Below are 26196 nucleotides of genomic sequence, written 5' to 3'. Positions count from 1 at the left end.
TACATCCATGATCACGCGCCTATCGCCACCAGGACCTCGTGTGCCAGGCCGTCGTCGCTAAGGAGAACTCTGCGATCGGGTTGCACATTGCCGTCGAGGACGACTGAACTCACGCCTCGCCCGGCTCGTTTTGCATTGTCGAAGCTGATCCGGTAGACCGAGTTCCCAAACCTGTAGGTCACTGTGAAGCCGGGCCAAGTCGCTGGAATACAGGGCTCAAATTGAAGCAACGAACCACGGCGCTGAAAGCCGAGGATCGCTTCCAGCGCGGCCCGATAGAGCCAGCTGGCCGAGCCGGTGTACCATGTCCAACCGCCGCGACCAGTATGCGGCGGAGCACCATAAACGTCGGCCGTCACGACATACGGCTCCACCTTATAGCGCTCGATCTCCTCCTTCGTCGCGCCATGGGAGATCGGGTTGATCAGGTTCCACAACTCGAAGGCTCGGTCCCCGTCGCCCAGCAAAGCGGTCGCCCAGACAACCCAACTGGCCGCATGCGTATACTGCCCTCCATTTTCGCGAATGCCCGGGACGTAGCCCTTGATGTAGCCAGGTTGCAGCACGCCTTTGTCAAAGGGTGGGTCGAAGAGCTTGATCAGTCCGTCCTGCGGCCGCACAAGCTGCTCGTAGACAGATTGCATCGCCCTCGCTGCCCGTTTCTTGTCGGCCCTGCCGGAGATCACGGCCCAGGCTTGGGGAATGGCGTCGATCCGGCATTCGTCATTCAGCGAAGAGCCGAGTGGCGTGCCATCATCGAAGTACGCCCGCCGATACCAGGCGCCATCCCAGGCATTCGCCTCCAGAGCCTGGCGAAGTTTTTCGGCTCTTTGCCGGCACCATTCGGCATGCCCTTCATTGCCGCGCAACTCCGAGATGTTTGCAAACAACTCTAGCACCGTGAGGAAGAACCAGCCGTTCCAGACGCTTTCTCCCTTTCCTCCGGCGCCGACCTTGTTCATGCCGTCGTTCCAGTCGCCCGTTCCCATGAGCGGCAGGCCGTGGCGACCCAGCCGAAATCCATGCTCGAGCGCGCGCGCACAATGCTCATAGATGGTCGCCGTGTCCTGGGTGGTGTCAGGCTTGTTAAAGGCTTCGTCCTGTCCCTCGCTCAAGACGGGCGACCGGACGAACGGCACCTGCTCATCGAGCAAGTGGAAATCGCCGGTCGTCGCCACATAGTGATGAACGACGAACGGCAGGAAATACAGGTCGTCGGTCATGCGCGTGCGCACGCCGACCCCTGATGGCGGATGCCACCAGTGTTGCACATCGCCTTCCTCGAACTGGCGCGCCGCGGCTCGCAGGATTTGGGCGCGCACCTCACCCGGCGCGCAGTGGACCAGCGCCATCACATCCTGCAGCTGGTCCCTGAACCCATACGCCCCTCCCGATTGATAGTTGGACGTGCGCGCCCATACGCGACAGGAGAGGACCTGGTATGGCAGCCAGCGGTTCAGCATGAGGTTCAAGGGCTCATCAGGCGTTGCGACCTGAATTGTGGTCAGCAGGTCCTCCCAATGCCGAGTTACGGCGGCTAGGTCTTCGGACGTGCGCTCGCGGTTGGTGTGTCCGCGAACCAGCCGTCGGGCCTCGTCCAGACTGGTCGCCTCCCCAAGCACGAAGAGAACCTCCTGGCTCTCGCCGGGCGCCAGGGAGAGGTTCACCATCAGCGCAGCGCATGGGTCAAGCGACGAGCCGAAGCCCCCGGGCAAACGTTTTCTCTTAAGAGCTGCCGGCCGTGAGACCGATCGGTGCCGGCCCAGAAAGGAGGTGCGATCGGAAGTGGCTGAGCTTGCCGCCGGACTGGATGCCGCGAACACCACCCTTGCGCCAAAATCGTCGGTCCACTTTTTCCGTGCCAGGATAGCCCCGGACTCGGCGTCGCGTGCACAGACGAGCTGCATCGGCGCTTCGTCCCGGTGAGATCCGAGCACAAGCTCTGCGAAATATGTCGCAGACAGGTGCCGTGTGTGCGTCCCTTCGTTGGTGAGTCGAAGCCGCATGATTTTGACTGGGCTTTCAAGCGGCACAAACACCGTCAATGCCTGAGCCAATTGCCGGCTATGACTCTCGTAAACGCTATAGCCTTGGCCGTGTCGGATGGTCACAGCACCGTCCCCTCCAAGGGGCAACGGTGTTGGCGTCCAGACTTCCCCGGTTTCGTCGTCCCGTAGGTAAATGACCTCACTGGGGGTATCTGAAACAGGGTCGTTCGACCAAGGCGTCAGCCGATTCATCTGGCTGTTGCCAGACCAGGTGTAACCCAGACCGGATTCGGTGGTCAGGCAGCCGAAACCTGGATTTGCGATCACGTTGGTCCAAGGGGCGGGAGGCAGGGCAGGCGCATGAGGGCCGGCTCCGTCCACCTCCACGATATATTCGCGTCCGTCGGGAGAAAATCCGCCAAATCCATTCCAGTAGAGCAGAGGTCTGTTTGCAACTTGCGCCTGGCGCACCACGTGTTCGCGCTTTTTGTAGGCCGATAATGGCATAGGCGCGGATTGGTGCCCGAGCACAAGCTGATCTGAGATGGCCCTCGCTCTTGCCGAGAGGACGACGCGCGCGGCAGCCGAGATCGCGGAGATACTGCCTTTCGAGGCGGTCTCAGGAGACAGGAGGTGGATCCTTCCCGGTCTCCCCAGCCGGTCGGGGCCAAGGTCCGCCTTCAGCCTCTGTGTCAGGCTCTTTGTGCTCTTGGCTCCCCGCTCGTCGAGGAGAACCAGGTCAAACTGCAAACCGCGGCGAAAACAGAACTCGTGCGCCCTTGTGAGCTCGCGAATGAATCGTTCAGGCCGATTGTCATCCAAGCGAGCCAGCAAAATCGGGATGTCACCGGAAATACCGTGGGACCAAAGCGCCGAACGATCGAATTGCCGGCTTCTCGGAGTATTCCCCTTCCGCAGTGTTCGGCCCGCGAACACAAGGCTTCCAGCGAGGCGGTACAGATCCGACACCTCGCCGTCCGCAATCTTCAGGTCCTCGCGCTCCGATCGATCGTAGGAGGACGCTCGAGATAGGGCTTCATCGATAGCATTGATGTCAGAGAACCGTTCGGCGATTGCCTGAACAGCCGCCCGGCTGTCGCCCGCACCCGTCGCAAAGGCCAGCCGAGCTTTCTCACCGGGTTTGAGGACGAGCCTGCGTCTGAGCGCGAAGATCGGATCGAGCACCGCGCCGATGGTCCCGGAAAGCGGAGTGTGGGCCTCGAGCACAACGGGATTCTCTACAGTACGGCCACGTCCGAGGAACCGAAGTCGATCGGTCTCGTGCTCGACGGGCTGGTGATTTGGCTGGCTCGATGCTGAGACGTGGACCGCAAAGAGGGGGATTTCGCTCGCCTCACGCGGCCTGCGCCGCGCAATCAGAGCGCCTGTCGCTGTGTCGAACTCCGTTTCAACGAAGAGCTTCGCAAACGCCGGATGGGCACGGTCAGCACGTCTATTGTTCAGGCACACTTCAGAATAGCTGGTGAACTCGATAGTTCGTTCCCTGCTGCCCTGGTTGACGATGGTCACGATCCGCACTTCGGCGTCGGCATCTGGCGCGACACAAACTGCCCAAGAGATCTCGATGTCTTCGGCGCGACAGAGGAAATCGGCCCGGTCCCCATGAAAGGCGTGCTCGTAGATATTTGCCGGTCGGAGAAGCGGTTGCTTTCCGATGGACCATAGCGTGTTGTCGGCGGTGTCCCGGACGTAGCAGAACTGCCCCCAACAGTCGCGTGTGACGTCCGCGCGCCACCGAGTAACGTCAAGGTCGCGCCAAGTCCCCCAGCCCGCACCCGCAGCGGTGACCAGGACGTGATAGCGACCGTTCGAGAGCAAAGCGACCGTGGGATCCGGATCCATCGACTTGGGGGCGTTATTCTGTCTGTTCATTGCCTCGTTCTCTCCACTCTTGCCAGTCTCGTACTCCGGCTGACCAAGGGGGCGGCCTAAGCCTCGGCCGTGCCGGATCGCTTGCTAAGCCTGAGCCAGAGCGGCGCGTACGTCGTGCTCGCCAGCCCGATCGGTGCAGCGCACTGACGCCAAGCGTGCGCAAACGGCATCGAGGGCTCCAGAAACGCCCCGAGCTCGACGGGACGCTAGCCCGCTAGGTGTCCATTGCAGATCCTCACCGCCGGTTTCTCGTGGTAGTAAGCGAGAATGCTCAAAGTGCCCGTATTGAGGAGAAAGTGCCGTCCGGCACGCGGTGGCAACCCAATCCATCGCGCCGCAAGCACGCGCAGCACGTGCCCATGCGAAAACAAAGCAACGTCGCCATCTGCCCCCGCACCCGGGCCACCACCTGATCCACACGAGCACCAAACTGCCTCGGCGTTTCGCCGCGTGGGCATCCGTCTCTGAAAATCAACCAATCCGGCCTTTTCGCCTGGATCTGTCGGGGCGTCAGCCCCTCATATTCACCGTAATTCCACTCCTTCAAGCCTGGATCGACGATGGCCCCGCCGCCCAGACCCGCTAAGTCACAAGTCTCCCGTGCCCGCTGCAGCGGGCTTACGAGAACGAGCGCGAATGTCTGCCCAGCCAGCACCGGCCGCATGCGTTCGGCCAGTTGTCGTCCATTGTCGGTTAGGGGGATTTCGGTTGTCCCGGTGTGCTGCCCGCTCAGGCTCCACTCGGTTTCCCCATGCCTGACTGCAAATACGTTCACGTCCAGCCCTCCTGGCTTTGACGTTCAGTTGCGGATCCTATTGGCGCCAAGACGCGCCGGCGTACTTGTCGGGATTCAGTCGACTAGCGGCGGTGGGCTGATCACCAGCCCGCTATGCGGCCTCCATGTCATCCGTGTAAGTCCCGAGAGCCGCCGCACCGTTACAGCGAGCCCGGTGGTGAAGCGCTTGTTGACCCATCTCCAGGTTCGTATCGCGCCCATGCCACGCCTTCAGCGCCGGATCCTGGAGCGCCCGCCCATAGGAGAAGCTGATTTTCCAGGGCTTAGGCCCGGACAGTTGGTTAATCGCGTTGAGGTGGGCGGTGGCCACCCGTTCGCTTTGGCCGCCTGACAGGAACACGATGCCGGGCACCGCCGCGGGCACATGTCGGCGCAAGCAACGGAGCGTGGCGATGGCGACATCCTGGAAGGGAGCCTGACGAGGGCACTCCTCTCCTGCGATCACCATGTTGGGCTTGAGCAGCATCGACTCCAGCGCGACACGCTGCTCGAAAAGGGCACAGAATACGGCATGAAGGACGACGCCAGTGACCTCCTCGCAGCGCTCGATCGTGTGCGATCCGTCCCTCAATACTTCCGGTTCGACGATCGGCACGAGATCCTGCTCCTGACAGAGCGCGGCGTACCGTCCGAGGGCGTGTGCATTGGCACTCACGCACGCGGCACTCGGCAGGCCGTCTGCAATACGAATGACCGCGCGCCACTTGGCGAAGCGGGCGCCCATGCGGCGGTACTCGGACAGGCGATCCCGGAGCCCGTCAAGCCCTTCGGTGACGTTCTCGTCGGCAGCGCCGGCGAGAGGCTTTGCGCCAGTGTCGACCTTGATGCCGGGTAGGATTCCTTGGTTCGACAAGACCTCGGCGAACGGACTCGCGCCGGAGCTCTTCTGGCGGATGGTCTCGTCTTGCATGATGACGCCGCTGATGAACTCGGCCGCGCCGGCGGCGGTGAAGAGCATTTCACGGTACGTGCACCGGCTTTGCTCAGTGGACTGGACTCCGAGCGCGTCGAACCGCTTGGTTAAAGTGCGAACGGTCTCGTCCGCCGCGAGAATTCCCTTCCCGTTTTCGACTAGCGCCACGGCAATGCTACCCAGATCGTGGTTCATCATCGGACCTCCTTGGGATCTCCGCTCATCGGTGTGCCGCCTGCCCTTCATCAGCAGTTCGCCCTTAGCCCTCTTGGGATCAGTTGAACGGTCTTGGGGCCGTCCCTGGTTGTGGGGCTAACTCGACGCCGTAGCAGTTACCAGGACGCTGTAGCGACCGTTGGAGCAAGGTGAGCGCGGGCTCGGATAGCTCGATGCCGAGCGCCTTTGCGACGCTGCCTCAGCTCGCCAGCGGAATTCGCAATCGGAATTCCCGGTGTGTCACCTGATGGTCATACGGCGACGCTGGTTTTCTGCCTCCGGCGTAGCCTGAAGATTAGTCCGACTTCGACCACTATGCACGCAAAATCTTGTAAGCTTGGCGCTGGAAATCGCGACTGTTGATGCAGGCTGCAGGGCGACATTGCAGGCCGTGAGCACCCGCTTCCCAATTCCAGCCCTGATCTCATCTTGCGGCCGCTCTTTGCTTCCTGGGCCGTCCCAGTCAAACAGAGGCTCGCCGCGGGCGAGGGAATTGGTTACAAGCTGGCATGCCCGAGACCACAGCGAATTTCGTCGCACCGGACTTCCTGGCCCTCACGGTCGGCATCGTCGTCTTCTTCGTCGGCGTACTGATCACGCAGCAAGTATCGTTCCTCCGCACCTACAACATTCCCGAACCGGTCACTGGCGGCTTTGTCGCAGCCTTGGCTTTCTGGGCGGTCTACGAGGTCTTCGGCCTGGAGATCGGCTTTGAGATGGAGACCCGCGACCGACTGCTGGTGATCTTTTTCGCCACCGTCGGGGTGAACGCGCGCTTGGCCGATTTGGCTGCCGGGGGTCGGGCGCTAGCCATGCTCTGCCTGATCACCGTCGCGTTTGTCATCTTGCAGGACGGCGTCGGTACGATAGGGGCGGTGGCGTTCGGTCTGCCGGCGTCGGCGGGGGTGGTGATCGGCTCGGTTGCCCTTGTCGGGGGACACGGCACCGCAATCGCTTGGGGGCCTGCGATCGCTGCCGATCACGGATTTCCCGCCGCGCTCGAAATGGGCATCGCCGTCGCAACGCTCGGACTGATCATCGCCAGCCTGCTCGGAGGGCCGATCGCAAAGTTCCTGATAGAGCGCAACGGTCTTGCTCCGCCGCCCGAAGATTCACCGCGCGGGGACCTGCCTCCGGAGGCTGACACGGCGCCGATCGATAAGATGGGGATCATGCGCGCGATGCTCGTTGTCAATGTCGCGGTTATTCTCGGTTATCTGGTTCACAACTGGATCTCGAGCCTGGGCTCGATCAAGCTGCCGCTATTTGTGCCCTGCATGATCATGGGCATCGTGCTGTCGAACACGATTCCTTTCCTCTTCCCGCGCCTCAACTGGCCGGCGCGGACCGCCTCCCTTGAGCTGATTTCCAGTTACGCGCTGTCGATCTTTCTCGCGATGTCGCTAATGAGCATGCAGCTTTGGACGCTGGCCGACGTCGCTGGCCCGCTGCTCGTCATCGTGGCCGTGCAGACACTTGTGGCAGCGGCCTACATCTTTCTGGTCGTCTTCCCGACCCTCGGCCGCGACTATCAGGCAGCGGTCCTGTCTGGCGGGTTCACCGGGCTGTCGCTCGGCTCGACGCCTACCGCGATCGCGTCCATGTCGGCTATCACGCGGCATTACGGGCCGGCGCCGAACGCCTTCATAATCCTGCCACTGGTTTCCGCCTTCTTCGTTGATTTGGTCAACATGGCAGCAATCACCCTCTTTCTGCGCCTCTGATCCTAATCGAGAGTCGCATTGGTTCGCTCGATCAGGACCGTACCGATTAGAGTGCGATCGAGTCGAAGAGCCACTTAGAAGCGACGCGCTCCTGTGCAGAGCCATACGCTCCTGCGCGTCGAGGTCGGGGAACAGGTCGGCGGTGACGCCGTTTCGCCCTACGACGCGTGGCAGGGAAAGCGCACGTCCTTCACGCCCTCCACCTAAGGTGCCGGATTGACGTGGTCCTGAGATCGTTGCAATTTCGAAATCCCTTGTCGCGTTGTTTTGGCAAGGGCTCGACGAAAGAACCGCGACATGGCCAGACAAACCGCCCTCGTTGCCGTGATTGTTTTTCAGTTTGGAGAAGTGTTCAGCTTTCAAACACGCGCTGCTAGCGAGCCCTCGTTCACCGACTTTCCGTTCGTGGTGCACTGCGAACTCAGCGGCGTTGATCGCGCATTCTACTTGGCGAAGATCGATCCGGACGGCGTTGCCGTATACATTTCGCCAGATAGACAGGCTGGTACTGTGACGATTCACGGACCCGCCGAATCGGTGGGCGGCGACTGGTCGGGGAGTTGCGCCGGAAAGACGCTTCAGCAGTTGAGGGATGCCGGCCAAGCATTCGATTTGCACTAGCCGCGGAGTGCAATCGGATCAAATTCTGTTTCACTATTAGCAGGGGAGAGCTCAATGGCGAACATGATGAAAGCGGCTGTGGTGCGCGAGTTCAAGAGGCCGCTGTCGATTGATGAGGTTCCAGTTCCTGAGGTCGGATCGGGCCAGATATTGGTCAAGATCGAGGCATGCGGTGTATGCCACACGGACCTGCATGCTGCCGACGGAGATTGGCCTGTCAAGCCGAGCCCACCTTTCATTCCTGGCCATGAAGGCGTTGGCTCCGTTGCCGCGGTGGGCAGCGGAGTCACTGCGGTAAAGGAGGGCGATCGCGTAGGTGTCCCTTGGCTGTACACAGCCTGCGGGCATTGCCGGCATTGTCTGGGCGGCTGGGAAACCCTGTGTGACCTGCAGAAGAACACCGGCTATTCCGTCAATGGCGGTTTCGCAGAATACGTCCTAGCGGATCCCGACTATGTCGGCCATCTGCCGGCCGGCCTGGGATGGGAGGAAGCCGCGCCGATCCTGTGTGCCGGCGTTACCGTCTACAAGGGGCTGAAGGAAACTGACACAAAACCGGGCGACACGGTCGTGATCTCCGGCATCGGCGGCCTCGGCCACGTTGCGGTGCAGTATGCGAAGGCGATGGGTCTCGACGTCATCGCTGTCGACATAACCGATGAAAAGCTCAAACTGGCCAAGACAATGGGCGCGAGCGCCGTCATCAACGCCAAGACAGCCGACCCGGTCGCCGAGGTTCGCAAGCTTTGCGGTGGGGCCCAGGGAGTGCTTGTCACAGCGGTCTCGCCGGCGGCCTTCCAGCAAGGCCTTGGCATGCTTGCGAAGCGCGGCACAATGTCCCTCGTCGGATTGCCGCCAGGCTCATTCGAACTCGACATCTTCGACACGGTCCTGACCCGCAAGACCATCAGGGGGTCGATCGTCGGCACCCGGCTGGACCTGGCCGAATGCCTCCAGTTTGCCGGCGAAGGCAAGGTAAAGGTGCACTATTCTGTCGAGCGACTGGAGGACATCAACGACATCTTTGGCCGAATGCGACAAAACAAGATTGACGGCCGCGTGGTCATGAAGGTTTGACAGCAAGGCTGCCAGAAAAGTTCGTGGGTCCTTCTGGGAAAAAGGCGTCGGCAGTCTGCATTGAAACCGCCAATTGGAGGTCGCGTTGAACGTCAAAGATGTGATGATGACCAATGTCACCACGGTCTCACCTGACAACAGTGTCAGGCAGGCGGCCAGGGTCATGCTGGCAAAGCATGTCAGTGGCCTTCCGGTGACCAATGACGAGGGACACCTTGTAGGTATGATCAGCGAAGGTGACTTCTTGCGTAGGACGGAACTCGGTTTTGGGTCCGTCGCAACCGGCAGTGATCCGCTTCCTTCGCAAGACGAGCGGGCTCGTGTGTACGTGAAGAGCCACGCATGGAGAGTGGCCGATGTAATGAGCCGCGATCTGATCGTCGTAGATGAGAACGCGCCGTTGTCGCGCGTCGCCGCCCTGATGGAAGAACACGGAATCAAGCGCGTCCCCGTCGTGAGAGGGAACTCGCTGGTCGGCATCGTGAGTCGTGCTGATCTCCTTCATGTAATCGTTTCGGCCGGGCCGGATGGAGCGGCCTCCGGAGACGAAGCAATTTGCCTCAGCGTGACGACTCGTCTCGCCGACAATATTGGCCTGGAGGGAACGAACGTGACGGTGACAGTCCTCGATGGTCTGGTTCACCTCTGGGGCAACGTCGAGACAGAAAATTGCCGCAATGCGGCGCGCGTCGCGGCGGAAAGTGTGCGGGGCGTACGAGGTGTCGTCGAACATTTTCCAGAGGAAGAGCCCTCGACGCACGAATGACGGATTTCAAGTGCTTTAGGGCGCTCAGTGACTTCTGGTGGATCATTTTGTCTAGGAGCCCGGAGCGATGGGATCGGCCGTATAGATGTGGTCGGACTATTGGCGGGAGAGCTTCGCCGGCTACCCGGGCATGATACTAAAAAAATTAGTCGATGATGTGGTAGCCGCCGTCGACGTAGAGGGTTTGGCCGGTTATGAGGCGCGCCGCGTCATGCGCGAGGAAGGCTGTCGCCATCCCGACGTCGTCGATGCCAACGAGACTGCGAGCGGGCGCCTTGGCCTTCGCTTTGTCGAGCAGATCGTCAAATTCAGGGATGCCGGAGGCAGCGCGCGTCGCCTGCGGCCCGGGAGAGATGGCGTGGACACGAATGCCCTTGGGACCGAGTTCGGCTGCGAGATAGCGCACCGCGCTTTCGAGCGCTGCCTTAGCGACCCCCATGATATTGTAGTTCTCTACGACCATCTGGCTGCCATAGTAGGTCATTGTGAACAGCGTCCCGCCTTGTGCCATAAGGGGCTCCGCCAAGTGCGCCATGCGTATGAACGACCAGCAGGACACATCCATGGTCGTCAGGAACCCGTCCCGCGGTGCATCGACCACGCGGCCCTGCAGCGTCTCCTTGGGTGAAAACGCAATGGAGTGAACGAGAAAATCGAGCCGGCCCCAGTCTTTGGCGATCTGCTCGAAGACCGCTTCCATCTGGCCCTGCGTGCCGACGTCGAGCGGCATCAAGATAGGTGCCTCGAGCTCGTCCGCGAGCGGCTCGACATATTTCCTGGCTTTCTCGTTCAGGTAAGTCACGGCAAGCTCCGCGCCAAGCGCACGAAATGCCCTGGCGCAGCCCCAGGCGATCGATTGATCGTTGGCGATCCCCACGACGAGGCCCTTCTTGCCTTCAAGCAGTTGCGCCTTCAAGACAGGAATCATTTGACAACCCTCTTATTCGGAGCGATCCCGGCAGGATGCTCAGCGTCCTACCCCGACCAGTTCCAGCGTGTGTCGCGCGATCATCAATTCTTCGTCGGTTGGCAGCACGAGCAGAGCTACACGGCTTGCAGCGCTCGATACCAGGAGCTTTCGCGACTCATTGGCGACGGGATCAAGCTCGGCACCGAGCCAAGCAAGCTTCTCAGCGATGCGGGCCCGGACGATGGTCGAATTTTCACCGATCCCCGCAGTGAATACAAATGCGTCAAGCCCGCCCAAGGCTGCCGCCATCGTTCCCGCATATAGACCGGCGCGGTAGACGAAATAGTCCAACGCGAAGGCGGCTCGGGGGTCATCGCTCTCCAGCAGTTCGCGAACATCGTTGCTGATACCCGAGAGCCCCTTCAGACCGGATTCGCGGTAGAGCAGATCCTGCACCTCGCTCGCCGTCATGCCTTTTTCGGCAATGAGGTAGAGGATCACACCTGGGTCGATCTGACCGCACCGTGTTCCCATCGGCAGGCCGTCGAGCGCCGTAAAACCGAAGGTGCTTTCGATGCTGCGGCTTCCCGACAGAGCGCACATCGAGGCCCCGCTTCCCAAATGCGCGACGATCACGCGTCTGCTTGCGATGTCGGGCGCGACCTCCGGTAGGCGCTGCGAGATATACTCGTAGGAGAGGCCGTGAAATCCGTACCGTCGCACCCCCTCCGCATGGAAGTGCTGCGGGATCGCGTAGTGATCCACCACCGCGCTGTGGCCCCGATGGAATGCCGTGTCGAAGCAAGCGACCTGCGGCAGGTCCGGACGCCGTTCGAGAAGCGTACGGATCGGCGCCAGGTTATTGGGTTGGTGGAGCGGAGCGAGCGGGATGTAGCGTTCAAGATATTCCAAGACGTCCCCATCTACTCGCACTGGCTGAGCGTAGTCCGGCCCGCCATGGACGACGCGGTGCCCGACGGCAGTGAGGCTAAATTCCTGCAACTCGCGCAGCCAGGTTCCCGCGAGTTGAGTTGCAGCCGGGAGATCCGCGACATCGCCTAGCGGGTAAGTCCGATCGACCAGCTGCTTGTCATCGGCCGCCACAGCGCGCAGACGCGGCGAAGTGCCCACTCCATCTATCTGGCCCTTGATTATTCGCTGCAAAGAACGCGTTCCGTCAATGCCGAACACCTGAAACTTCAGGCTCGATGAACCGGCATTGAGGACCAGGATCGTGTCCATTACGGCTACGCCATTGCACGACGCCGCGCGTCGGCAAGGAGCACCGCCACTGCGCATGAGGCCAGTCGCGAACGCACGGAATCGGCGCGCGACGTCAAAATAATCGGCACGCGGGCTCCCAGGACGATCCCTGCGGCATCCGCCTTGGCCAGGAATGTCAGATTCTTGGCGAGCATGTTGCCGGCCTCAAGATCGGGAACGACGAGGATCTGGGCACGCCCGGCGACCGCGGATTCGATGCCTTTGATCCGCGCCGCTTCCGGATCGATTGCGTTGTCGAACGCCAGCGGCCCATCGAGCAGGCCACCGGTGATCTGGCCACGCTCGGCCATTTTGCACAATGCTGCGGCCTCGATCGTTGATGGTATCTTCGAGGTGACGGTCTCTACGGCGGAAAGGATCGCGACGCGCGGCTCGCCGAGACCTACCTGATTGAAGAGATCGATTGCGTTCTGGACGATGTCGCGCTTGGCGTCGAGGTCAGGAAAGATGTTAATCGCGGCGTCGGTAATAAACAAGGTTTCGGGGTATGTCGGCACGTCCATAACGAAGACGTGGCTGATCCGCCGCGCGGTGCGCAGACCCGTGGCCGCCGCTGCCACCGCTCGCATCAGTTCGTCGGTGTGCAGGCTGCCCTTCATCAGCAACTCGCCCTTGCCCGCGTGGATCAGTTCGACGGCCTTCGCCGCTGCTGCCTCGCTGTGCGCCACGTCTACGATTTCGAAGCGGCCCACGTCGACATTATGCTCTTCCGCGACGGCGCGAATTCTGCGGCTTGGCCCCACCAGGATCGGAAGTATCAGGCCCTCTTCGGCTGCTTCGCTTGCGCCACGCAACGAAGCCTCGTCGCAGGGATGCACAACGATGGTCGGCGCTGCGGGCGACCGTTTTGCGCGCTCGATCAAGCGCTCGTATTTCGCATGGGCGGTTGGCTGAGCGGTCTCTGGAATCGTTGTCATCGAAATTGCTTTGCTGGTGTGTCGTTACTGCGCCGAGCGACAGTCTTGGGCTCCTTGGATGGCTCCTGATCCTCGGTTTTCGGCCAGTCGCGTTGATAAAGGAAACTCACGGCGCCCAATCCTCCAAGTTTCGTTCGAACTTTGCAACCTGTTAAGCCAATGGCTTGGATTGCCCGCATTTAGCGACGCTCGCCCGAGCCAAGGTTCTGTCCTGCGGCGGTCTCTTTTCTGTGCGGTCCCACAACGACTTTCGCAGGCAAAATTCAATGACTGGCCTGCTGCACAAGTCGCCGGATGTCTTATGCACGAACATCGTCGCGCACCTTCAGGAGCAGGAGAGCCGCCGCATCCCGGCCGTTTGGGTTCGCAAGTCATCACATCGCGAAAGATCCTGCTGGCGCGGCATTGGCACACATTACGCGAAACTGCGGTCTCTCCGGTAAAATTTGGACTAAACTGTCGTCTAGGGTGTACCATGAGGCGCGACAGATCATACGCGAGGCAGTCTGTTGCACTGACCGGGAAGCCAACTTGGCCAGACCGCATCAACCATGAACGGTTTCCATCCCGACACAGGAGTGACCCATGGCATCGATCAAAACCTCCACGGACAAGAAACATGTCGCCAGCACGCAATCCACAGCCGAGGGTCCCCTCTCAGCCGGGGAACTGATGACAATGGACGCTTACTGGCGGGCATCCAACTATCTCTCGGTCGGCCAGATCTACCTCCTCGATAACCCGTTATTGAGGGAGCCGCTGAAGCGCGAGCACATCAAGCCGCGCCTGCTCGGTCACTGGGGAACATCGCCGGGCTTGAATATGCTTTACGTCCATCTCAACCGGGTCATCAGGCGCGACGACCTCGACATGATCTACATCATCGGCCCGGGGCATGGCGGACCGTCACTGGTTGCTCACGCTTATTTGGAAGGCACTTACAGCGAGATGTACCCAAATATCGGCCAAGACGTGGAAGGCATGAAGAGGCTGTTCAAACAGTTCAGCTTCCCGGGTGGCATCCCCAGTCACGTTGCCCCGGAAACGCCGGGCAGCATTCACGAAGGCGGGGAACTCGGCTATGCGTTGAGTCATGCTTTTGGCGCTGCCTTTGACAACCCGAACCTCATTGTCGCCTGTATCGTTGGCGACGGTGAAGCCGAGACTGGGCCTCTCGCGACCGGCTGGCACGGCAACAAATTCCTCAATCCAGCCCGCGACGGCTGTGTGCTCCCCATCCTTCACCTCAACGGGTACAAAATTGCGAACCCGTGCTTTCTTGCCCGTATTCCCAAGGACGAGTTGCAGAAGTTCTTCGAGGGCATGGGCTACACACCGTACTTCGTCGAAGGGAGCGATCCGGAAAACGTCCACCAGCAGCTGGCCGACGTGCTCGACACAGCGGTGGCGGAAATCAAGCAGATTTGGAACGATGCCCGAAACAACGGCAACCTGAAACGGCCCGCCTGGCCGATGATTATCTTCCGCACGCCAAAAGGCTGGACCTGCCCACCGGTAATCGACGGCAAGAAATGTGAGGACTACTGGCGTTCGCATCAGGTTCCCATGGGCGAGATGGACAAGCCAGAGCACATCCGAATTCTCGAAGAGTGGATGAGAAGTTACCGGCCAGACGACTTGTTCGATGCTCACGGTCGACTGAATTCCGAGTTGGCGTCGCTGGCTCCAACAGGTCATCGCCGGATGAGCGACAATCCGTACGCCAACGGCGGGTTGCTGTTGCGGGACCTCAAGATGCCGGACTACCGCGACTATGCGGTGAATGTGCCTCGTCCGGGCGAAACCACGGCCGAGTCTGCACGGCAGATGGGCAAGTTTCTCCGGGACGTCATGAAATTGAATCTGGAAAGCCAGAACTTCCGCCTGTTCAGCCCGGACGAAAACAATTCCAATCGCTGGCAGGACGTGCTGGAGGTGACGAACCGATGCTATATGGCGGAAATCTACCCGGAAGACGACCACCTCTCGCCGGATGGCCGTGTGATGGAAGTGCTGAGCGAGCATCAATGCCAGGGCTGGCTGGAGGGTTACCTGCTAACCGGCCGCCACGGCTTCTTCTCCTGCTATGAAGCCTTCATTCACATTATCGATTCGATGTTCAACCAGCACGCCAAATGGCTGAAAGTGTGCAACGATATCCCGTGGCGGCGCCCGATTGCCTCGCTCAACTATTTTCTCAGTTCCCACGTGTGGCGGCAGGATCACAATGGATTCAGTCATCAGGATCCGGGATTCCTCGATCACGTTGCGAACAAGAAAGCGGAGGTGATCCGGATCTACCTGCCACCTGACGCCAACACACTGCTTTCGGTGACCGACCACTGCCTGCGCAGCCGCAATTACGTCAACGTCGTGGTCGCCGGAAAGCAACCGGCTCCGCAATGGCTCACGATGGATCAAGCCATCAAACACTGCGCCGAAGGTCTCGGCATCTGGAAGTGGGCCAGCAACGACGAAGGTCACGAGCCTGATGTAGTGATGGCGTGTTGCGGCGACGTTCCAACGCTCGAGACGCTGGCTGCGGTTCAGTTGCTACGCGAGCACTTGCCGGAATTGAAAGTGCGCGTGGTGAATGTGGTGAACCTGATGAAACTGCAGCCATCGAGCGAACATCCGCACGGCCTCTCCGATCCTGATTTCGATGCGCTGTTCACGAAAGACAGGCCGATTATTTTCGCCTTCCATGGCTACCCGTGGCTTATCCACCGGCTGACCTACCGCCGGACGAACCACCACAACCTGCACGTCCGTGGTTACAAGGAGGAAGGAACCACATCGACCCCGTTCGACATGGTGGTGCTGAACGACCTCGACCGGTTCCACCTAGCTGAGGACGTGATTGACCGCCTCCCTGAACTGGGAGCGCGCGCCGCATACTTCAAGCAAGCCATCCATGAGAAGCTGATCGAACACAGGCAGTACATCGAGATGTACGGTGATGACATGCCGACAATCAGCGGCTGGAAGTGGGGATTGAAAGGCAAGGCCAGCGCCTCTCAGAAAACTACAACTGAAGGGGACAACATTTGAGGCAAGAATGCACGACGTCCGAGTGACGTTGGCTTGACCGGACACATTCGCGTCATGCCTGAAACGCTTTCTATCGACGCAGACCTCGACCGGCAGCCGACCGACCAGGACCTGGGGCGGCTGCAGTTTACGACATTGCTGTACTATCTGCACGAGACCAATCCGGACAACGGCCTGGTTCGAGACAAGACAGACCCGAATGCCCCGGCAAGCATCGCGGCAATCGGCATGGCGCTCGCGACGATTCCCGTCATTGTAGAACGCGGCGTCATCATCCGGCAATTCGCGGCGAAGATAACCCGCAAGCGACTGCGGTTCCTGATGGAATGTCCTCAGGGACCAGAGCCGGATACGTCCGGCTACAAAGGCTTTTTCTACCATTTTCTGGATATCGAGACGGGTCGGCGGGTCTGGCAATGTGAGTTGTCGACTATCGATTCAGCCTTTCTGTTCGCCGGCGCCCTGACGGTCGCCACCTACTTCGACCGCGACACCGCCGATGAGACGGAAATCCGCCAGCTTGCCACGGCGCTTTATGAACGGGCCGACTGGAACTGGGCCTGCGATGGCGGCCTCTCGCTGACGCATGGCTGGCGCCCGGAAAGCGGGTTCATCCCGTATCGGTGGCAAGGGTATGATGAGGGCTTGCTGCTCTACATCCTCGGCCTTGGTTCACCGACCCACCCGCTGCCGCGGCAGAGCTATGCGGCCTACACCGCAACCTACGAATGGAAGAAGATCTACGGGCGCGAGTTGCTTCATTCGGGGCCGCTCTTTACGCACCAATTGTCGCACATGTGGGTGGACTTTCGAGGCATCCGCGACGAATTCATGCGGGAGCACGACAGCGATTATTTTGAGAACAGCCGGCAAGCGACGTTCGTGCAGCAGGAGTATGCGATCCGCAATCCGATGAATTTCGTCGGCTACGGGCAATACTGTTGGGGCTTCACCGCATGCGACGGGCCCGGTTGGGCTACCCGAGTGGTCAATGGGGTCGAGCGGCAGTTCTTCGACTACAACGCCCGCGGCGCTCCGTTCGGTCCCGACGACGGGACGGTCGCGCCATGGGTTGTCATTGCCTCGCTGCCATTTGCGCCAGAGATAGTGGTCCCGACGGCCCGCAACTTTGCCCGGATGAACCTCGGCATGACACGACTCTACGGGTTCAAACCGTCGTTCAACCAGTCGTACGCGATGGACGATAGTGCCACCGGCTTCTGGATAACCCCTTGTCACTTTGGCATAGACCAAGGGCCTGTCGTGTTGATGATCGAAAATTTCCGAACCGGTTTGCTCTGGAACATCATGCGCCGTTGTCCGCCGATAGTGGCGGGCTTGCGCCGAGCGGGTTTTTCAGGGGGGTGGCTCTGAGTTCAAGGGGCGAGGATCGCCATTGGCCAGCCTTAGCGTTCTGACGCGCCAAGACTCGCGCGTTATCGGTTCGTCGAGGGTGAATTTCTGCTCGGTTTTCGGTCATGCGGATATGCTTCGGTTGGCACGACTGGCGAATGCCGTCCAACCCTTCTGCGAGCCATCAGGGGATCCGAGCGGATCGCCGCCACGCCGTCGTCCACCGAGCGCGGCGATGACGTCAAGTCCGCGCGCACGCAACTTCTCGACCAGCACGAGTCCGCTGCAGCGTCGTTCCAGCTTCGATGTCGCCAAAAACGACCAGAATGCTCAACGATGACATGAGGGCGGCGTCTGACATGCGTCTCTCCCGGACATCCCGCCGGGCAAATCGCCATCGGCGCTAGGTATAGGCACCGCATTGAGCTTAGTACTTAAAAATCCCAGTTCCAACAGTTCCAGTTCATGAAGGGAGGTTCGAGATGCGATTGGCGGACGGATGCGGGTCGAGCACCCCGCCGGCAAACAGGCCCACGCCGGCAAAAAAAGCCACCTTCATCAAGCTGACGACGTATCGCATATGCGTGCCGCTCCGCGGACGGGCTTACTTCGGAAGGCATTCCACATTAAAGGCAATGATGATCTGCGCCGGGTCAGCCCCACCTACGCTCTTCAAGTCTTCTAAACCACTTTTTAGCTTGTCTCCCGCCTCCTTTAATCTGCCCTCAAGTTTCGTCTTGGCCGCCATGCATCGCTCTTCATTCGAGAATTCCTGGAACACCACGGTGGGGAGGAGCCTCCATTCCGCCCTGTCGTTTGTTGCGGTAGGATTGGCCTGCTGCCGGTTTCGTGGACACCGAGATAAGGTGTTTAACGGAACTGGAGAGTCGGAATGCAAAGACGGAAGTTCAGCCGCGAGTTCAAGCTTGAGGCGGTGAGATTGATCAAGGATCGGGGCGTTGCGGTGGCCCAGGCTGCCCGCGACCTCGATCTCCACGAGAATGTGCTGCGCAAATGGGTGCGCGAGCTGTCGACCGATCCGCAGCATGCGTTTCCCGGCCATGGGCAGATGAAGCCTGAGCAGCAGGAGATTGACCGGCTGCGCAAGGAAGTGGCGAAGCTGAAGGCGGAGCGCGACATCCTAAAAAAGGCCGCAGCCTACTTCGCGAGGGAAGTGACATGAGGTTCGCTTTCATCGCGAGGCACCGGAATATATGGCCGGTGGCATGGCTGTGCAGTGCGCTGGATGTGTCCCGCTCAGGCTTCCATGCCTGGCTCAACCGCAGTCCCAGCGCCCGCTCCCGCCATGACGAGATCCTCGTTTCCAGGATCGACCGCAGCTTCAAGAGCAGCGATCGCACCTATGGTTCTCGTCGCGTGTGGCATGACGTGCTGGCCGAGGGGCTTTCCTGCGGCCTGCATCGTATCGAACGTCTGATGCGGGAGAACGGTTTGCGGGCCCGGCCTCGGCGCCGCGGACTGCCGAAGGATACGGGCGAGCGAGCAACAGTGTCGGACAACCTCCTCGATCGCGCCTTCGAGGCATCGGCACCGAACCAGAAATGGATCGCCGACTTCACCTACATCTGGACCGCAGAAGGTTGGCCCTACGTTGCCGCCGTGGTCGACCTCTTCTCCCGGCGGGTCGTCGGCTGGGCGATGAAGGCCGAGATGACAGCCCAACTCGTCACCGATGCGCTCATCATGGCGATCTGGCGCCGGGGCAAGCCCGACAGCCTGCTGCATCATTCCGACCAGGGATCGCAATACACGAGCGAGCAGTTCCAGCGCCTGATGGCCGACCACGGCATCACTTGTTCAATGAGCCGGTCGGGCAACGTCTGGGACAATGCTGCGATGGAGAGCTTCTTCCCGTCGTTGAAAACCGAACGCACAGCCCGCAAGGTCTACAGGACGAGAGATGCAGCCAGGGCAGATGTGTTCGACTACATCGAGCGCTTCTACAATCCTCGGCGGCGGCACTCGACACTCGGCTATCTCAGCCCCGTGGAGTTCGAGGAACAAGCTATGTTAGCTTAACCTCGTGTCCGAAAAACCGGCAGCAGGCCAACCCGAGCTCCTGGCGCAGGATCCTCCGACCAGCGTTGCTCTGCAGCTTGATCGAATATGCGTGCGAGTGCTTCAGCCGAGGACTTCGACTGGTTCCTGCCCTCCTCTATAGCGTTCGCCGCGAGCAGGTTCTTCGCCGCGCGGCGAAGCTCTATCCTTTTCTCCGAGCTCAGTCCTTCAGCCTTCAGCGCGGCTCTCGATAGCCAGTGCAATCTTTTGCTGAGGAGTCATACGGGGCATCGGTTCAAAATGTCCTGAATTGGGTCTGCTCGTTGCCCCATCTCTCCCTGATGGTCGAACGAAGATGACGGCCAGAGGCAACACCTGGTGCCCTCAGGGGTGATCGTCAATATATCACAACGCCTCTTAACCATGTCGGACTCCAAGGCCCCGATTCTTCGGGAGGGACCTCCAGCTTCGCCAGAAATCCGAGCTACAGCATTTTTCTGACATCTGAGCTAATATTGCGGCTGAGGGACCGAACTCAGCCTTGGGAGAGCTGTGTGGACGTTGCCGCTTGGTTGCGAGGCCTGGGCCTCCAGCAATACGAGCAGGCATTTCGCGACAACGCGATCGACGCGGAAGTCCTGCTGGAGTTGACCGATGCCGACCTCGAGAAGCTCGGTATGCTCCTCGGTCATCGCAAGCGTTTCCGCAAGGCGGTAGTGAGGCTGGGGCCGTCGTCTAGCCATCCCGACGCGAGCACTGATGACATCTCGGCTCAGAGCCGCACCCGAGAGCTAAGCGCGGAGCGTCGACAGCTGACCGTCATGTTCGTGGATCTCGTCGGCTCGACGGCTCTGGCGACGCGTCTGGATCCCGAGGACCTGCGTGAGATCATCGGAGCGTATCACCGGTGTGTTGCCGATACGGTCGCTCACTTCGGCGGCTTTGTCGCCAAATATATGGGCGACGGAGTTTTGGTGTATTTCGGCTACCCGCAAGCGCACGAGAACGCCGCCGAGCAGGCGGTGCGCGCTGGCCTTGCTCTCGTCGATGCCGTCAGGCGACTCCCAGAGCCCGAGCCATTGCGGGTTCGTATCGGCATCGGCACCGGACAGGTCGTCGTTGGCGATCTGATCACCGCCGGCGAAGGGCAAGAGCGTGGCGTCGTGGGCGAGACGCCGAACCTCGCCGCCCGCCTGCAAGCTCTCGCAGAACCCGGAGCGGTCGTGATCGGGCCGCAAACGCGGCGGCTGGTCGGCGATCTTTTCGAATATCGCGATCTTGGCGCCCTCGAGGTGAAAGGCTTTCCGGAGCCGATTCATCCCTATCAAGTGGTTCGTGAGAGTGCTGTCGAAAGCCGGTTCGAGGCAATGCATGGGACGACGCCGACGCCGCTGGTCGGGCGTGAGGAGGAGGTCGACCTGCTGCAGCGCCACTGGCAGCGTGCGAAAAGTGGTGAAGGTCGTGTGGTGCTGCTCTCAGGGGAGCCCGGCATCGGAAAGTCGCGCCTCACCCTCACCTTGCAGGAGCGGATCCAGAATGAGCCACACACCCGCTTGCGCTATTTCTGTTCGCCGCACCATCAAGACAGCGCGCTCCACCCGACCATTGCGCAGCTAGAACGTGCCGCCGGGTTGGAGCGCGACGACCCGCCTGAGAGAAAGCTGGATAAGCTTGGCGCCCTGCTTGCCCCGGCCTCGTCGGAGGACGGGGCGCTGCTGGCGGAGCTGCTGTCGTTGCCGACCGACGGCCGTTTCCCGCCTCTCCAACTGGCGCCGCAGCGTAAGAAAGAGAAAACCTTCGATGCGCTGCTCAGGCAGCTCGAAGATCTGGCGCGACAAGGTCCGGTGCTGATGCTCTTCGAGGATCTGCACTGGATCGACCCCAGCTCGCGCGAGCTGCTCGACCTAGTCATCGAGCGGGTGCCGCGCCTGCCGGTTCTGCTTCTCCTCACCTTCCGCCCCGAGTTTCAACCACCGTGGACCGGGCAGTCGCACGTCACGGTTATGGTCCTCAATCGGCTCGATCGTCGTGAAGGTGCCGCGCTGGTCCAGCGGGTCGTCGGCACCGGAGAGCTGCCGAGGGACGTGATCGCGGAGATCATCGGGCGCACGGATGGGGTGCCACTGTTCGTCGAGGAGCTGACCAAGGCGGTGTTGGAGAGCGGCAACGCAAGGACGGTGCTCTCACGAGCTGCCGCGACGGCGTTGAACGTTCCCGCCACGCTGCATGCCTCGTTGATGGCGCGGCTCGATTGCCTCGGCTCAGCCGTTAAGGAGGTCGCGCAGTTCGGCGCGGTTCTCGGTCGGGAGTTCTCCTACGAATTGCTGGCAGCAATCGCACAGCGAAATGCCGCTGAGCTAAATGACGGACTGGATCAACTCGTCGGCGCCGGTCTGGTGTTCTGCCGCGGGACGCGGCCACTGGCCACTTACCTCTTCAAACATGCGCTCGTTCAGGACGCAGCCTATGGCACGCTGCTGCGCGCTAAGCGCCAGGAGCTACATAAGCGTGTCGCAGATGTGTTGGAGGAGAAGTGGACCGAAATCACTGAAGCGCAACCCGAACTCCTCGCGCACCACTTTCAGGAAGCTGGGGATTGGGCAGGCGCGCTCGATTACTGGCAAAAGGCGGGAGTGGCCGCCGTGGCCAGAGCTGCCATCAGGGAAGCCGTATCGCACTTTGCCAGTGCTATTGACTGCAGCAGGAGAGTTGGCGATGTGTTCGGCGGCGCCGAACGGATGACACGTCTCCACCTTGCGATGGCCAATGCCTTGATGCAGGTTGAAGGGTATCGTTCTGAGCGCCTTGGGAAGACGCTTGAAGATGCACGTCTTGCTGCCGCGAACACTGCATCGGTCGAATTGCAATGTGACGTTGCGCTTTCATCCGCTCCATTTTTTTATGCCACTGGGCGCAATCACGATTACCTGATCCTGGCGGAAAAGCAGCTCGCAGACTGTGCCGATCTCCTTCCACCGGCCTATCTAAGCGGTCTTTGGGCAACCAAGGGGATGGCTCATTATAGCCGGGGAGAACAACCGCAGGCAGCTGAAGCTTTGCGGAATGGCTTAGATTTGATTGATCATGTTGACCCAAATCGGGGTATCTTGTTCGATCAACTCCGTGTCGCTGCCGAGGAATATTTTAGCGCATCGCTGATTATATTGGGTTTCTTTGATGATGCCGTCGAAGAGAAAGAGCGCCTAATTCGAAATTTTGACCAGGTCGATAAGCCCTTCGAATTCGCGTGGCGTCTTCTCGGGCATTGCGAATTGTGCGCGCTACTTGGTCAGTACAAGGAACTCCTTGAGAACGCTAAGAAGATTGTCGAGATTTGCGAACTGCATGGCTATACGGCGCGTCGAAGCAGCGGCATCAGGTGGCGTGGCCATGCACGCTCGCATTTAGGTGAACTGGATGCCGGCATCGCTGACGTCCGGGAAAGTTTGGTTGTTTGGCGTGGGCACGGCGTGGTATTTCATACCCCTGAGAAAGCATGCGAACTTTGTGATCTTCTCCTGCGGGCTGGTCACATCGAAGACGCATCGCAAATGCTTGATGATGTCGATACCCTCGTTTTCGACACGGACGAGGCGTGCCATCTAGCAGAATGTATTCGCCTTCGTGGCCAAATCGCCGCGGGCCGAGGTGACCTGACGGGTGCCGCGCACCTATTCGAAACAGCAATTGCCACTGCCCGTCGGCAGCAAGCGAGACTCTTCGAGCTTCGCGCCACAACACAACTAGCATCAGTTCTGGCACGTCAAGGTCGTGTGCATGAGGCCGCGACGCGGCTGCAAGCGGTGGTCCACACATTTAACACTAAGTATCCAATCGTGGACCTCATCGCCGCACAGAGGACGCTGGAGACACTGCGCCCTTGAGGTCGCACCATCTGCGTCGGTTCCGACAGCGTAGTTTGCGTCGATTTGATACAAGCTTGGCTCATTGCGCACCCGAGACGTCGAACGTCATGGCCGAAAGCCGCCGATTGGGTAGGATGCGCCGCTCTGGTCTTTCGGGGAGCGCACCGCGATCTCCTCATAAAGGTAGCGAGCAAACATCGAGCCCGGGCCGACCACCACCCATAGCGGCGCCGCAATGGCATCCCATCCCAGCAAGAGGTCAGTAGCAGAACCGTCCCACAGGCGATACTCGTCCGTTAGGCCATAGCCTAACGGTCAGGTGGAATGGCTCCGGGAAGGGTGCCCGTTAGGATTGACTTGGATCAACGGACAGGATAGTCAACGGACATAACCCTTTCGGATAGGAGCCGACCTGTGCCCAAGACCATCCTCTATGCCCGTGTCTCTACTGCCGACCAGACGCTTCAGCATCAGCGCAAGCAGGCCGAGGCAGCCGGCTTCAAGATCGATCAAGAAGTTGCCGACCATGGTGTATCCGGCATCTCGACCAAGCTGGCAGAGCGACCTGAAGGAAAGCGGTTGTTCGACATCCTCCGCCCCGGTGACACGCTTGTGGTGCGCTGGGTCGACCGGCTGGGTCGCGACTATCGGGACGTTTCGGACAGCATCCGGCATTTCATGCGTGACGGCGTGGTCATCAAGACCGTCATCAATGCCATGGTGTTCGACGGAGCAACCAAAGACCCCATCCAGCAGGCCGTTAGGGACGCGCTGATAGCCTTCATGGCCGCAACGGCTGAAGCACAGGCCGTCGCCACCAAGGAAGCCCAGAAGGCGGGCATTGAGGACGCCAAGTCTGACCCCAGGTCGTACCGTGGCAGGAAGCCGAGCTACGACCGTGAGGCGTTCGACACGGTGGTTACAATGCTGGGCACAGGGGCTGGTGCATCGGCCATTGCCAAGGTCACGGGCTTGACGCGGCAGGCGGTCCTCAGAATCAGGGACGACCAGATTGGAGCGGAGAAGGCACTGGCAATGTGGACGCTCTAGGCGTGGTCGGTGGCAAAGTCACTCGGCCCGTCCTCACCTAGGCAGACGAACGCACTGCCAAACCTTCTGATCCAGCACCTCGCTAACATCACCGCCATCGGCAAGGAGAGAGCCGCAGCTTCGGTCGTCGTTGCAACGGTCAGTCCCTTCGGCCCCCGGTGGGCGAGAACACGGTACCAACTTCAATTCCAGCGTCGCGGCAGACGCCAGCTCGTTGAGGCGCCTTCGCTCGACGCCCAAGGTCTGCCTCGGCATCTCACCTTGGCTCGATGCTTTCGGGCGTATTGAATCCGACCAGCTGGGTCCCTCAACGGACACCGCTGAGAGCCACGCCCCGAGTAGCCGCCGCTGCCACTGCTGCGCGAAATGAATAGGCTCTCGCGCGTTCGGGTCTGGGCTTTCTTCCAGATTTTGGTAGAAGGTCGACCAGCGCGACGTGCGTCAGGTGTTCTGGCACGAGAAGCCGGGACACGAGCCCTTGGAGCCAGAGACAGACGCAAGTATTCTCCTTTTTCGAAGCGAACACCGAAATGACGCCTTGCGACTTTGGGAGGAAGCAAGCCTATGGCGAAGGAAGCTGACTATCAGGATGAAGATGTGGTGGTCATTTCGCGCAATCCGCTGAGAGGCACGTTACTGCTGGTGACGGAAGACGACGAGGAGATCGAGCTTCATCTTGAGAAAGACAGCGCCGAGGCATTGATGAGCGCACTGGGCGCCTTCCTGATGGAAGGCGAAGGCGACGACATGCCGAGGATCAGCCTCGGGCCAAGGTGATCTGGGGCTTCTACGCCGCGATGGCAAATCGCTTGTTTCCGCATCGATCAACGGTACCGCGCAGCTATGGGACGCGGCGACCGGCACCGAGCTGGCCGTCATCAATACAAGCAGCAGTCTGCCGCAGGCCATTCTTAGCCCCGACGGACGTCTGATCCTCGCGGCCAGGGAAGACAATGCGGGCCACCTCCTGAAGGCGGGCGGGGCTGAGCTTAAGGCTCTTGTGGGGCATCAGGGTCGCATCACGGCAGCAGCCTTCAACTCGGACGGTCAACTGGTCGCCACGGGCTCAATCGACCACACGGCCCGAATTTGGTCGACCACGGACGGAGCAAACGTCGTAACGCTAGAGGGACATACCGGCGAGGTAACGGTAGTCGCCTTCAGCCCCGACGGTCAGTCGCTGCTGACTGCCTCGCGCGACGGAACCGTCCGGATATGGAGCGTCGCTGGCGGACTGGAAAGGGCCGTTCTTAGGGGCCACAGCGGCGCCGTCGACAGCGCCCAGGTCAGTCCCAGTGGTTTGTACGTCGTGACCGCGTCGTCCGAAGATCGCACGGTCCGGCTATGGGCGACACAATCGGGGCGCCAGATTGCCGTCCTTGGCAGCCAGGACGAAGCGACCGTTCGACCGGGCCTTACACGCGCAGCTTTCAGTTCCGACGGCACCCAGGTCGCAATTGTTTCCGGCGAGGAAAGGGTCCGCATCGTTCGCGTCTTCCAGACACCCAAGGACCTCATTGACTTCGCCCGGCGCACCGTGCCTCGCGAACTCACTCCTTGCGAGCGGCGAAGCTTCTTCCTTCCTGAAGATTCTGCAACCGGTACTTGTCCGGGCTGATGTCGACAACAGGTCAGATTTTGCCCCTTGAACCGGCTGCTGGTACGGGCAACTTAGCCATGAGCGGCCCCCTTAGGGACAAGGCATCGAATGACCGCTGTTGGCCGGAAGCTGACCGCCTGGTTTTAGGTCAA

At 60.5% G+C, this 26196-nt stretch carries 17 protein-coding genes and 1 pseudogene; 11 read left to right on the top strand and 7 right to left on the bottom strand.

Translation table 11 applies throughout. The annotated features are described in order from the left end of the window. Window positions 1-11 precede the first annotated feature (11 nt). The 3 genes and pseudogenes from AC07FD_RS13215 to AC07FD_RS13205 all read right to left on the bottom strand — a co-directional run bounded on the left by AC07FD_RS13215 (window position 12) and on the right by AC07FD_RS13205 (window position 5785). On the bottom strand, window positions 12-3881 hold the full coding sequence (locus AC07FD_RS13215; RefSeq protein ID WP_478350238.1) for a GH36-type glycosyl hydrolase domain-containing protein: 3870 nt from the start codon (window positions 3879-3881) through the stop codon (window positions 12-14). A gap of 206 nt (window positions 3882-4087) precedes the next feature. Next, window positions 4088-4656: pseudogene (locus tag AC07FD_RS13210) on the bottom strand (histidine phosphatase family protein). Window positions 4657-4768: 112 nt separating this feature from the next. After that, window positions 4769-5785 carry a class I fructose-bisphosphate aldolase gene (locus tag AC07FD_RS13205; protein ID WP_478350237.1) on the bottom strand — a complete coding sequence of 339 codons (1017 nt, stop codon included), beginning with the start codon at window positions 5783-5785 and terminating at the stop codon, window positions 4769-4771. Between the two features lie 530 nt (window positions 5786-6315). Here AC07FD_RS13205 and gltS point away from each other — a divergent pair. From gltS to AC07FD_RS13185, 4 genes are all read left to right on the top strand, one after another. Beyond that, window positions 6316-7530, top strand: coding sequence for a sodium/glutamate symporter (gene gltS, locus AC07FD_RS13200; RefSeq protein ID WP_478350236.1), 1215 nt, complete (start codon window positions 6316-6318; stop codon window positions 7528-7530). Window positions 7531-7827: 297 nt separating this feature from the next. Next, entirely contained in the window at window positions 7828-8151 is a 324-nt protein-coding gene (locus tag AC07FD_RS13195; RefSeq protein WP_478350235.1) for a hypothetical protein, read from the top strand. A gap of 54 nt (window positions 8152-8205) precedes the next feature. Continuing rightward, window positions 8206-9228 (top strand): alcohol dehydrogenase AdhP, encoded by a 1023-nt coding sequence (gene adhP, locus AC07FD_RS13190; RefSeq protein ID WP_478350234.1) that lies wholly within the window; start codon window positions 8206-8208, stop codon window positions 9226-9228. A gap of 103 nt (window positions 9229-9331) precedes the next feature. Continuing rightward, entirely contained in the window at window positions 9332-9994 is a 663-nt protein-coding gene (locus tag AC07FD_RS13185; RefSeq protein ID WP_478350305.1) for a CBS domain-containing protein, read from the top strand. A 145-nt stretch (window positions 9995-10139) separates the two neighbouring features. Here AC07FD_RS13185 and fabI read toward each other — a convergent pair whose 3' ends face one another. From fabI to AC07FD_RS13170, 3 genes are read right to left on the bottom strand one after another with little or no spacing between them, the layout of a single operon-like run. Further along, window positions 10140-10922 carry an enoyl-ACP reductase FabI gene (gene fabI / locus AC07FD_RS13180; protein ID WP_478350233.1) on the bottom strand — a complete coding sequence of 261 codons (783 nt, stop codon included), beginning with the start codon at window positions 10920-10922 and terminating at the stop codon, window positions 10140-10142. Window positions 10923-10961: 39 nt separating this feature from the next. Further along, window positions 10962-12146, bottom strand: a complete 1185-nt coding sequence (locus tag AC07FD_RS13175; protein ID WP_478350232.1) for an acetate/propionate family kinase — start codon at window positions 12144-12146, stop codon at window positions 10962-10964. A gap of 5 nt (window positions 12147-12151) precedes the next feature. Further along, window positions 12152-13105, bottom strand: coding sequence for a phosphate acetyltransferase (locus tag AC07FD_RS13170; protein ID WP_478350231.1), 954 nt, complete (start codon window positions 13103-13105; stop codon window positions 12152-12154). A 585-nt stretch (window positions 13106-13690) separates the two neighbouring features. Here AC07FD_RS13170 and AC07FD_RS13165 point away from each other — a divergent pair. Further along, entirely contained in the window at window positions 13691-16156 is a 2466-nt protein-coding gene (locus AC07FD_RS13165; RefSeq protein WP_478350230.1) for a phosphoketolase family protein, read from the top strand. A 54-nt stretch (window positions 16157-16210) separates the two neighbouring features. Beyond that, window positions 16211-17530 (top strand): glucoamylase family protein, encoded by a 1320-nt coding sequence (locus AC07FD_RS13160; protein WP_478350229.1) that lies wholly within the window; start codon window positions 16211-16213, stop codon window positions 17528-17530. Window positions 17531-18113: 583 nt separating this feature from the next. On the opposite strand, the gene AC07FD_RS13155 is transcribed toward AC07FD_RS13160, so the two are convergent. Then, window positions 18114-18257, bottom strand: coding sequence for a hypothetical protein (locus AC07FD_RS13155; protein ID WP_478350228.1), 144 nt, complete (start codon window positions 18255-18257; stop codon window positions 18114-18116). 144 nt (window positions 18258-18401) lie between these two features. Between AC07FD_RS13155 and AC07FD_RS13150 the strand changes: the two genes are divergently transcribed. The 5 genes from AC07FD_RS13150 to AC07FD_RS13130 all read left to right on the top strand — a co-directional run bounded on the left by AC07FD_RS13150 (window position 18402) and on the right by AC07FD_RS13130 (window position 26062). Next, window positions 18402-19549 (top strand): IS3 family transposase gene (locus AC07FD_RS13150; RefSeq protein WP_478350227.1). Its coding sequence is split into 2 segments (ribosomal slippage): window positions 18402-18651 and window positions 18651-19549, totalling 1149 coding nucleotides; the frame shifts between segments, so codons are not numbered across the junction. A gap of 533 nt (window positions 19550-20082) precedes the next feature. Beyond that, entirely contained in the window at window positions 20083-23412 is a 3330-nt protein-coding gene (locus AC07FD_RS13145; RefSeq protein WP_478350226.1) for an AAA family ATPase, read from the top strand. A 396-nt stretch (window positions 23413-23808) separates the two neighbouring features. Next, the gene (locus tag AC07FD_RS13140) at window positions 23809-24444 is read left to right on the top strand and encodes a recombinase family protein (RefSeq protein WP_478350225.1); all 636 of its coding nucleotides are present in this window, start codon (window positions 23809-23811) and stop codon (window positions 24442-24444) included. Window positions 24445-25008: 564 nt separating this feature from the next. After that, entirely contained in the window at window positions 25009-25221 is a 213-nt protein-coding gene (locus AC07FD_RS13135) for a hypothetical protein (RefSeq protein WP_478350224.1), read from the top strand. A gap of 223 nt (window positions 25222-25444) precedes the next feature. Continuing rightward, window positions 25445-26062, top strand: a complete 618-nt coding sequence (locus tag AC07FD_RS13130; protein ID WP_478350223.1) for a WD40 repeat domain-containing protein — start codon at window positions 25445-25447, stop codon at window positions 26060-26062. Window positions 26063-26196 lie beyond the last annotated feature (134 nt).

Source organism: Mesorhizobium waitakense, from assembly GCF_056431085.1.
This window is presented reverse-complemented; position numbering and strand designations above follow the sequence as displayed.

What these genes read in the sequence shown, in the direction of transcription:
- AC07FD_RS13215 (WP_478350238.1), bottom strand. Translation starts at nt 3,881, where the DNA reads ATGAACAGACAGAATAACGCCCCCAAGTCGATGGATCCGGATCCCACG.
- AC07FD_RS13205 (WP_478350237.1), bottom strand. Translation starts at nt 5,785, where the DNA reads ATGAACCACGATCTGGGTAGCATTGCCGTGGCGCTAGTCGAAAACGGG.
- gltS (WP_478350236.1), top strand. Translation starts at nt 6,316, where the DNA reads ATGCCCGAGACCACAGCGAATTTCGTCGCACCGGACTTCCTGGCCCTC.
- AC07FD_RS13195 (WP_478350235.1), top strand. Translation starts at nt 7,828, where the DNA reads ATGGCCAGACAAACCGCCCTCGTTGCCGTGATTGTTTTTCAGTTTGGA.
- adhP (WP_478350234.1), top strand. Translation starts at nt 8,206, where the DNA reads ATGGCGAACATGATGAAAGCGGCTGTGGTGCGCGAGTTCAAGAGGCCG.
- AC07FD_RS13185 (WP_478350305.1), top strand. Translation starts at nt 9,332, where the DNA reads ATGATGACCAATGTCACCACGGTCTCACCTGACAACAGTGTCAGGCAG.
- fabI (WP_478350233.1), bottom strand. Translation starts at nt 10,922, where the DNA reads ATGATTCCTGTCTTGAAGGCGCAACTGCTTGAAGGCAAGAAGGGCCTC.
- AC07FD_RS13175 (WP_478350232.1), bottom strand. Translation starts at nt 12,146, where the DNA reads ATGGACACGATCCTGGTCCTCAATGCCGGTTCATCGAGCCTGAAGTTT.
- AC07FD_RS13170 (WP_478350231.1), bottom strand. Translation starts at nt 13,105, where the DNA reads ATGACAACGATTCCAGAGACCGCTCAGCCAACCGCCCATGCGAAATAC.
- AC07FD_RS13165 (WP_478350230.1), top strand. Translation starts at nt 13,691, where the DNA reads ATGGCATCGATCAAAACCTCCACGGACAAGAAACATGTCGCCAGCACG.
- AC07FD_RS13160 (WP_478350229.1), top strand. Translation starts at nt 16,211, where the DNA reads ATGCCTGAAACGCTTTCTATCGACGCAGACCTCGACCGGCAGCCGACC.
- AC07FD_RS13155 (WP_478350228.1), bottom strand. Translation starts at nt 18,257, where the DNA reads ATGGCGGCCAAGACGAAACTTGAGGGCAGATTAAAGGAGGCGGGAGAC.
- AC07FD_RS13135 (WP_478350224.1), top strand. Translation starts at nt 25,009, where the DNA reads ATGGCGAAGGAAGCTGACTATCAGGATGAAGATGTGGTGGTCATTTCG.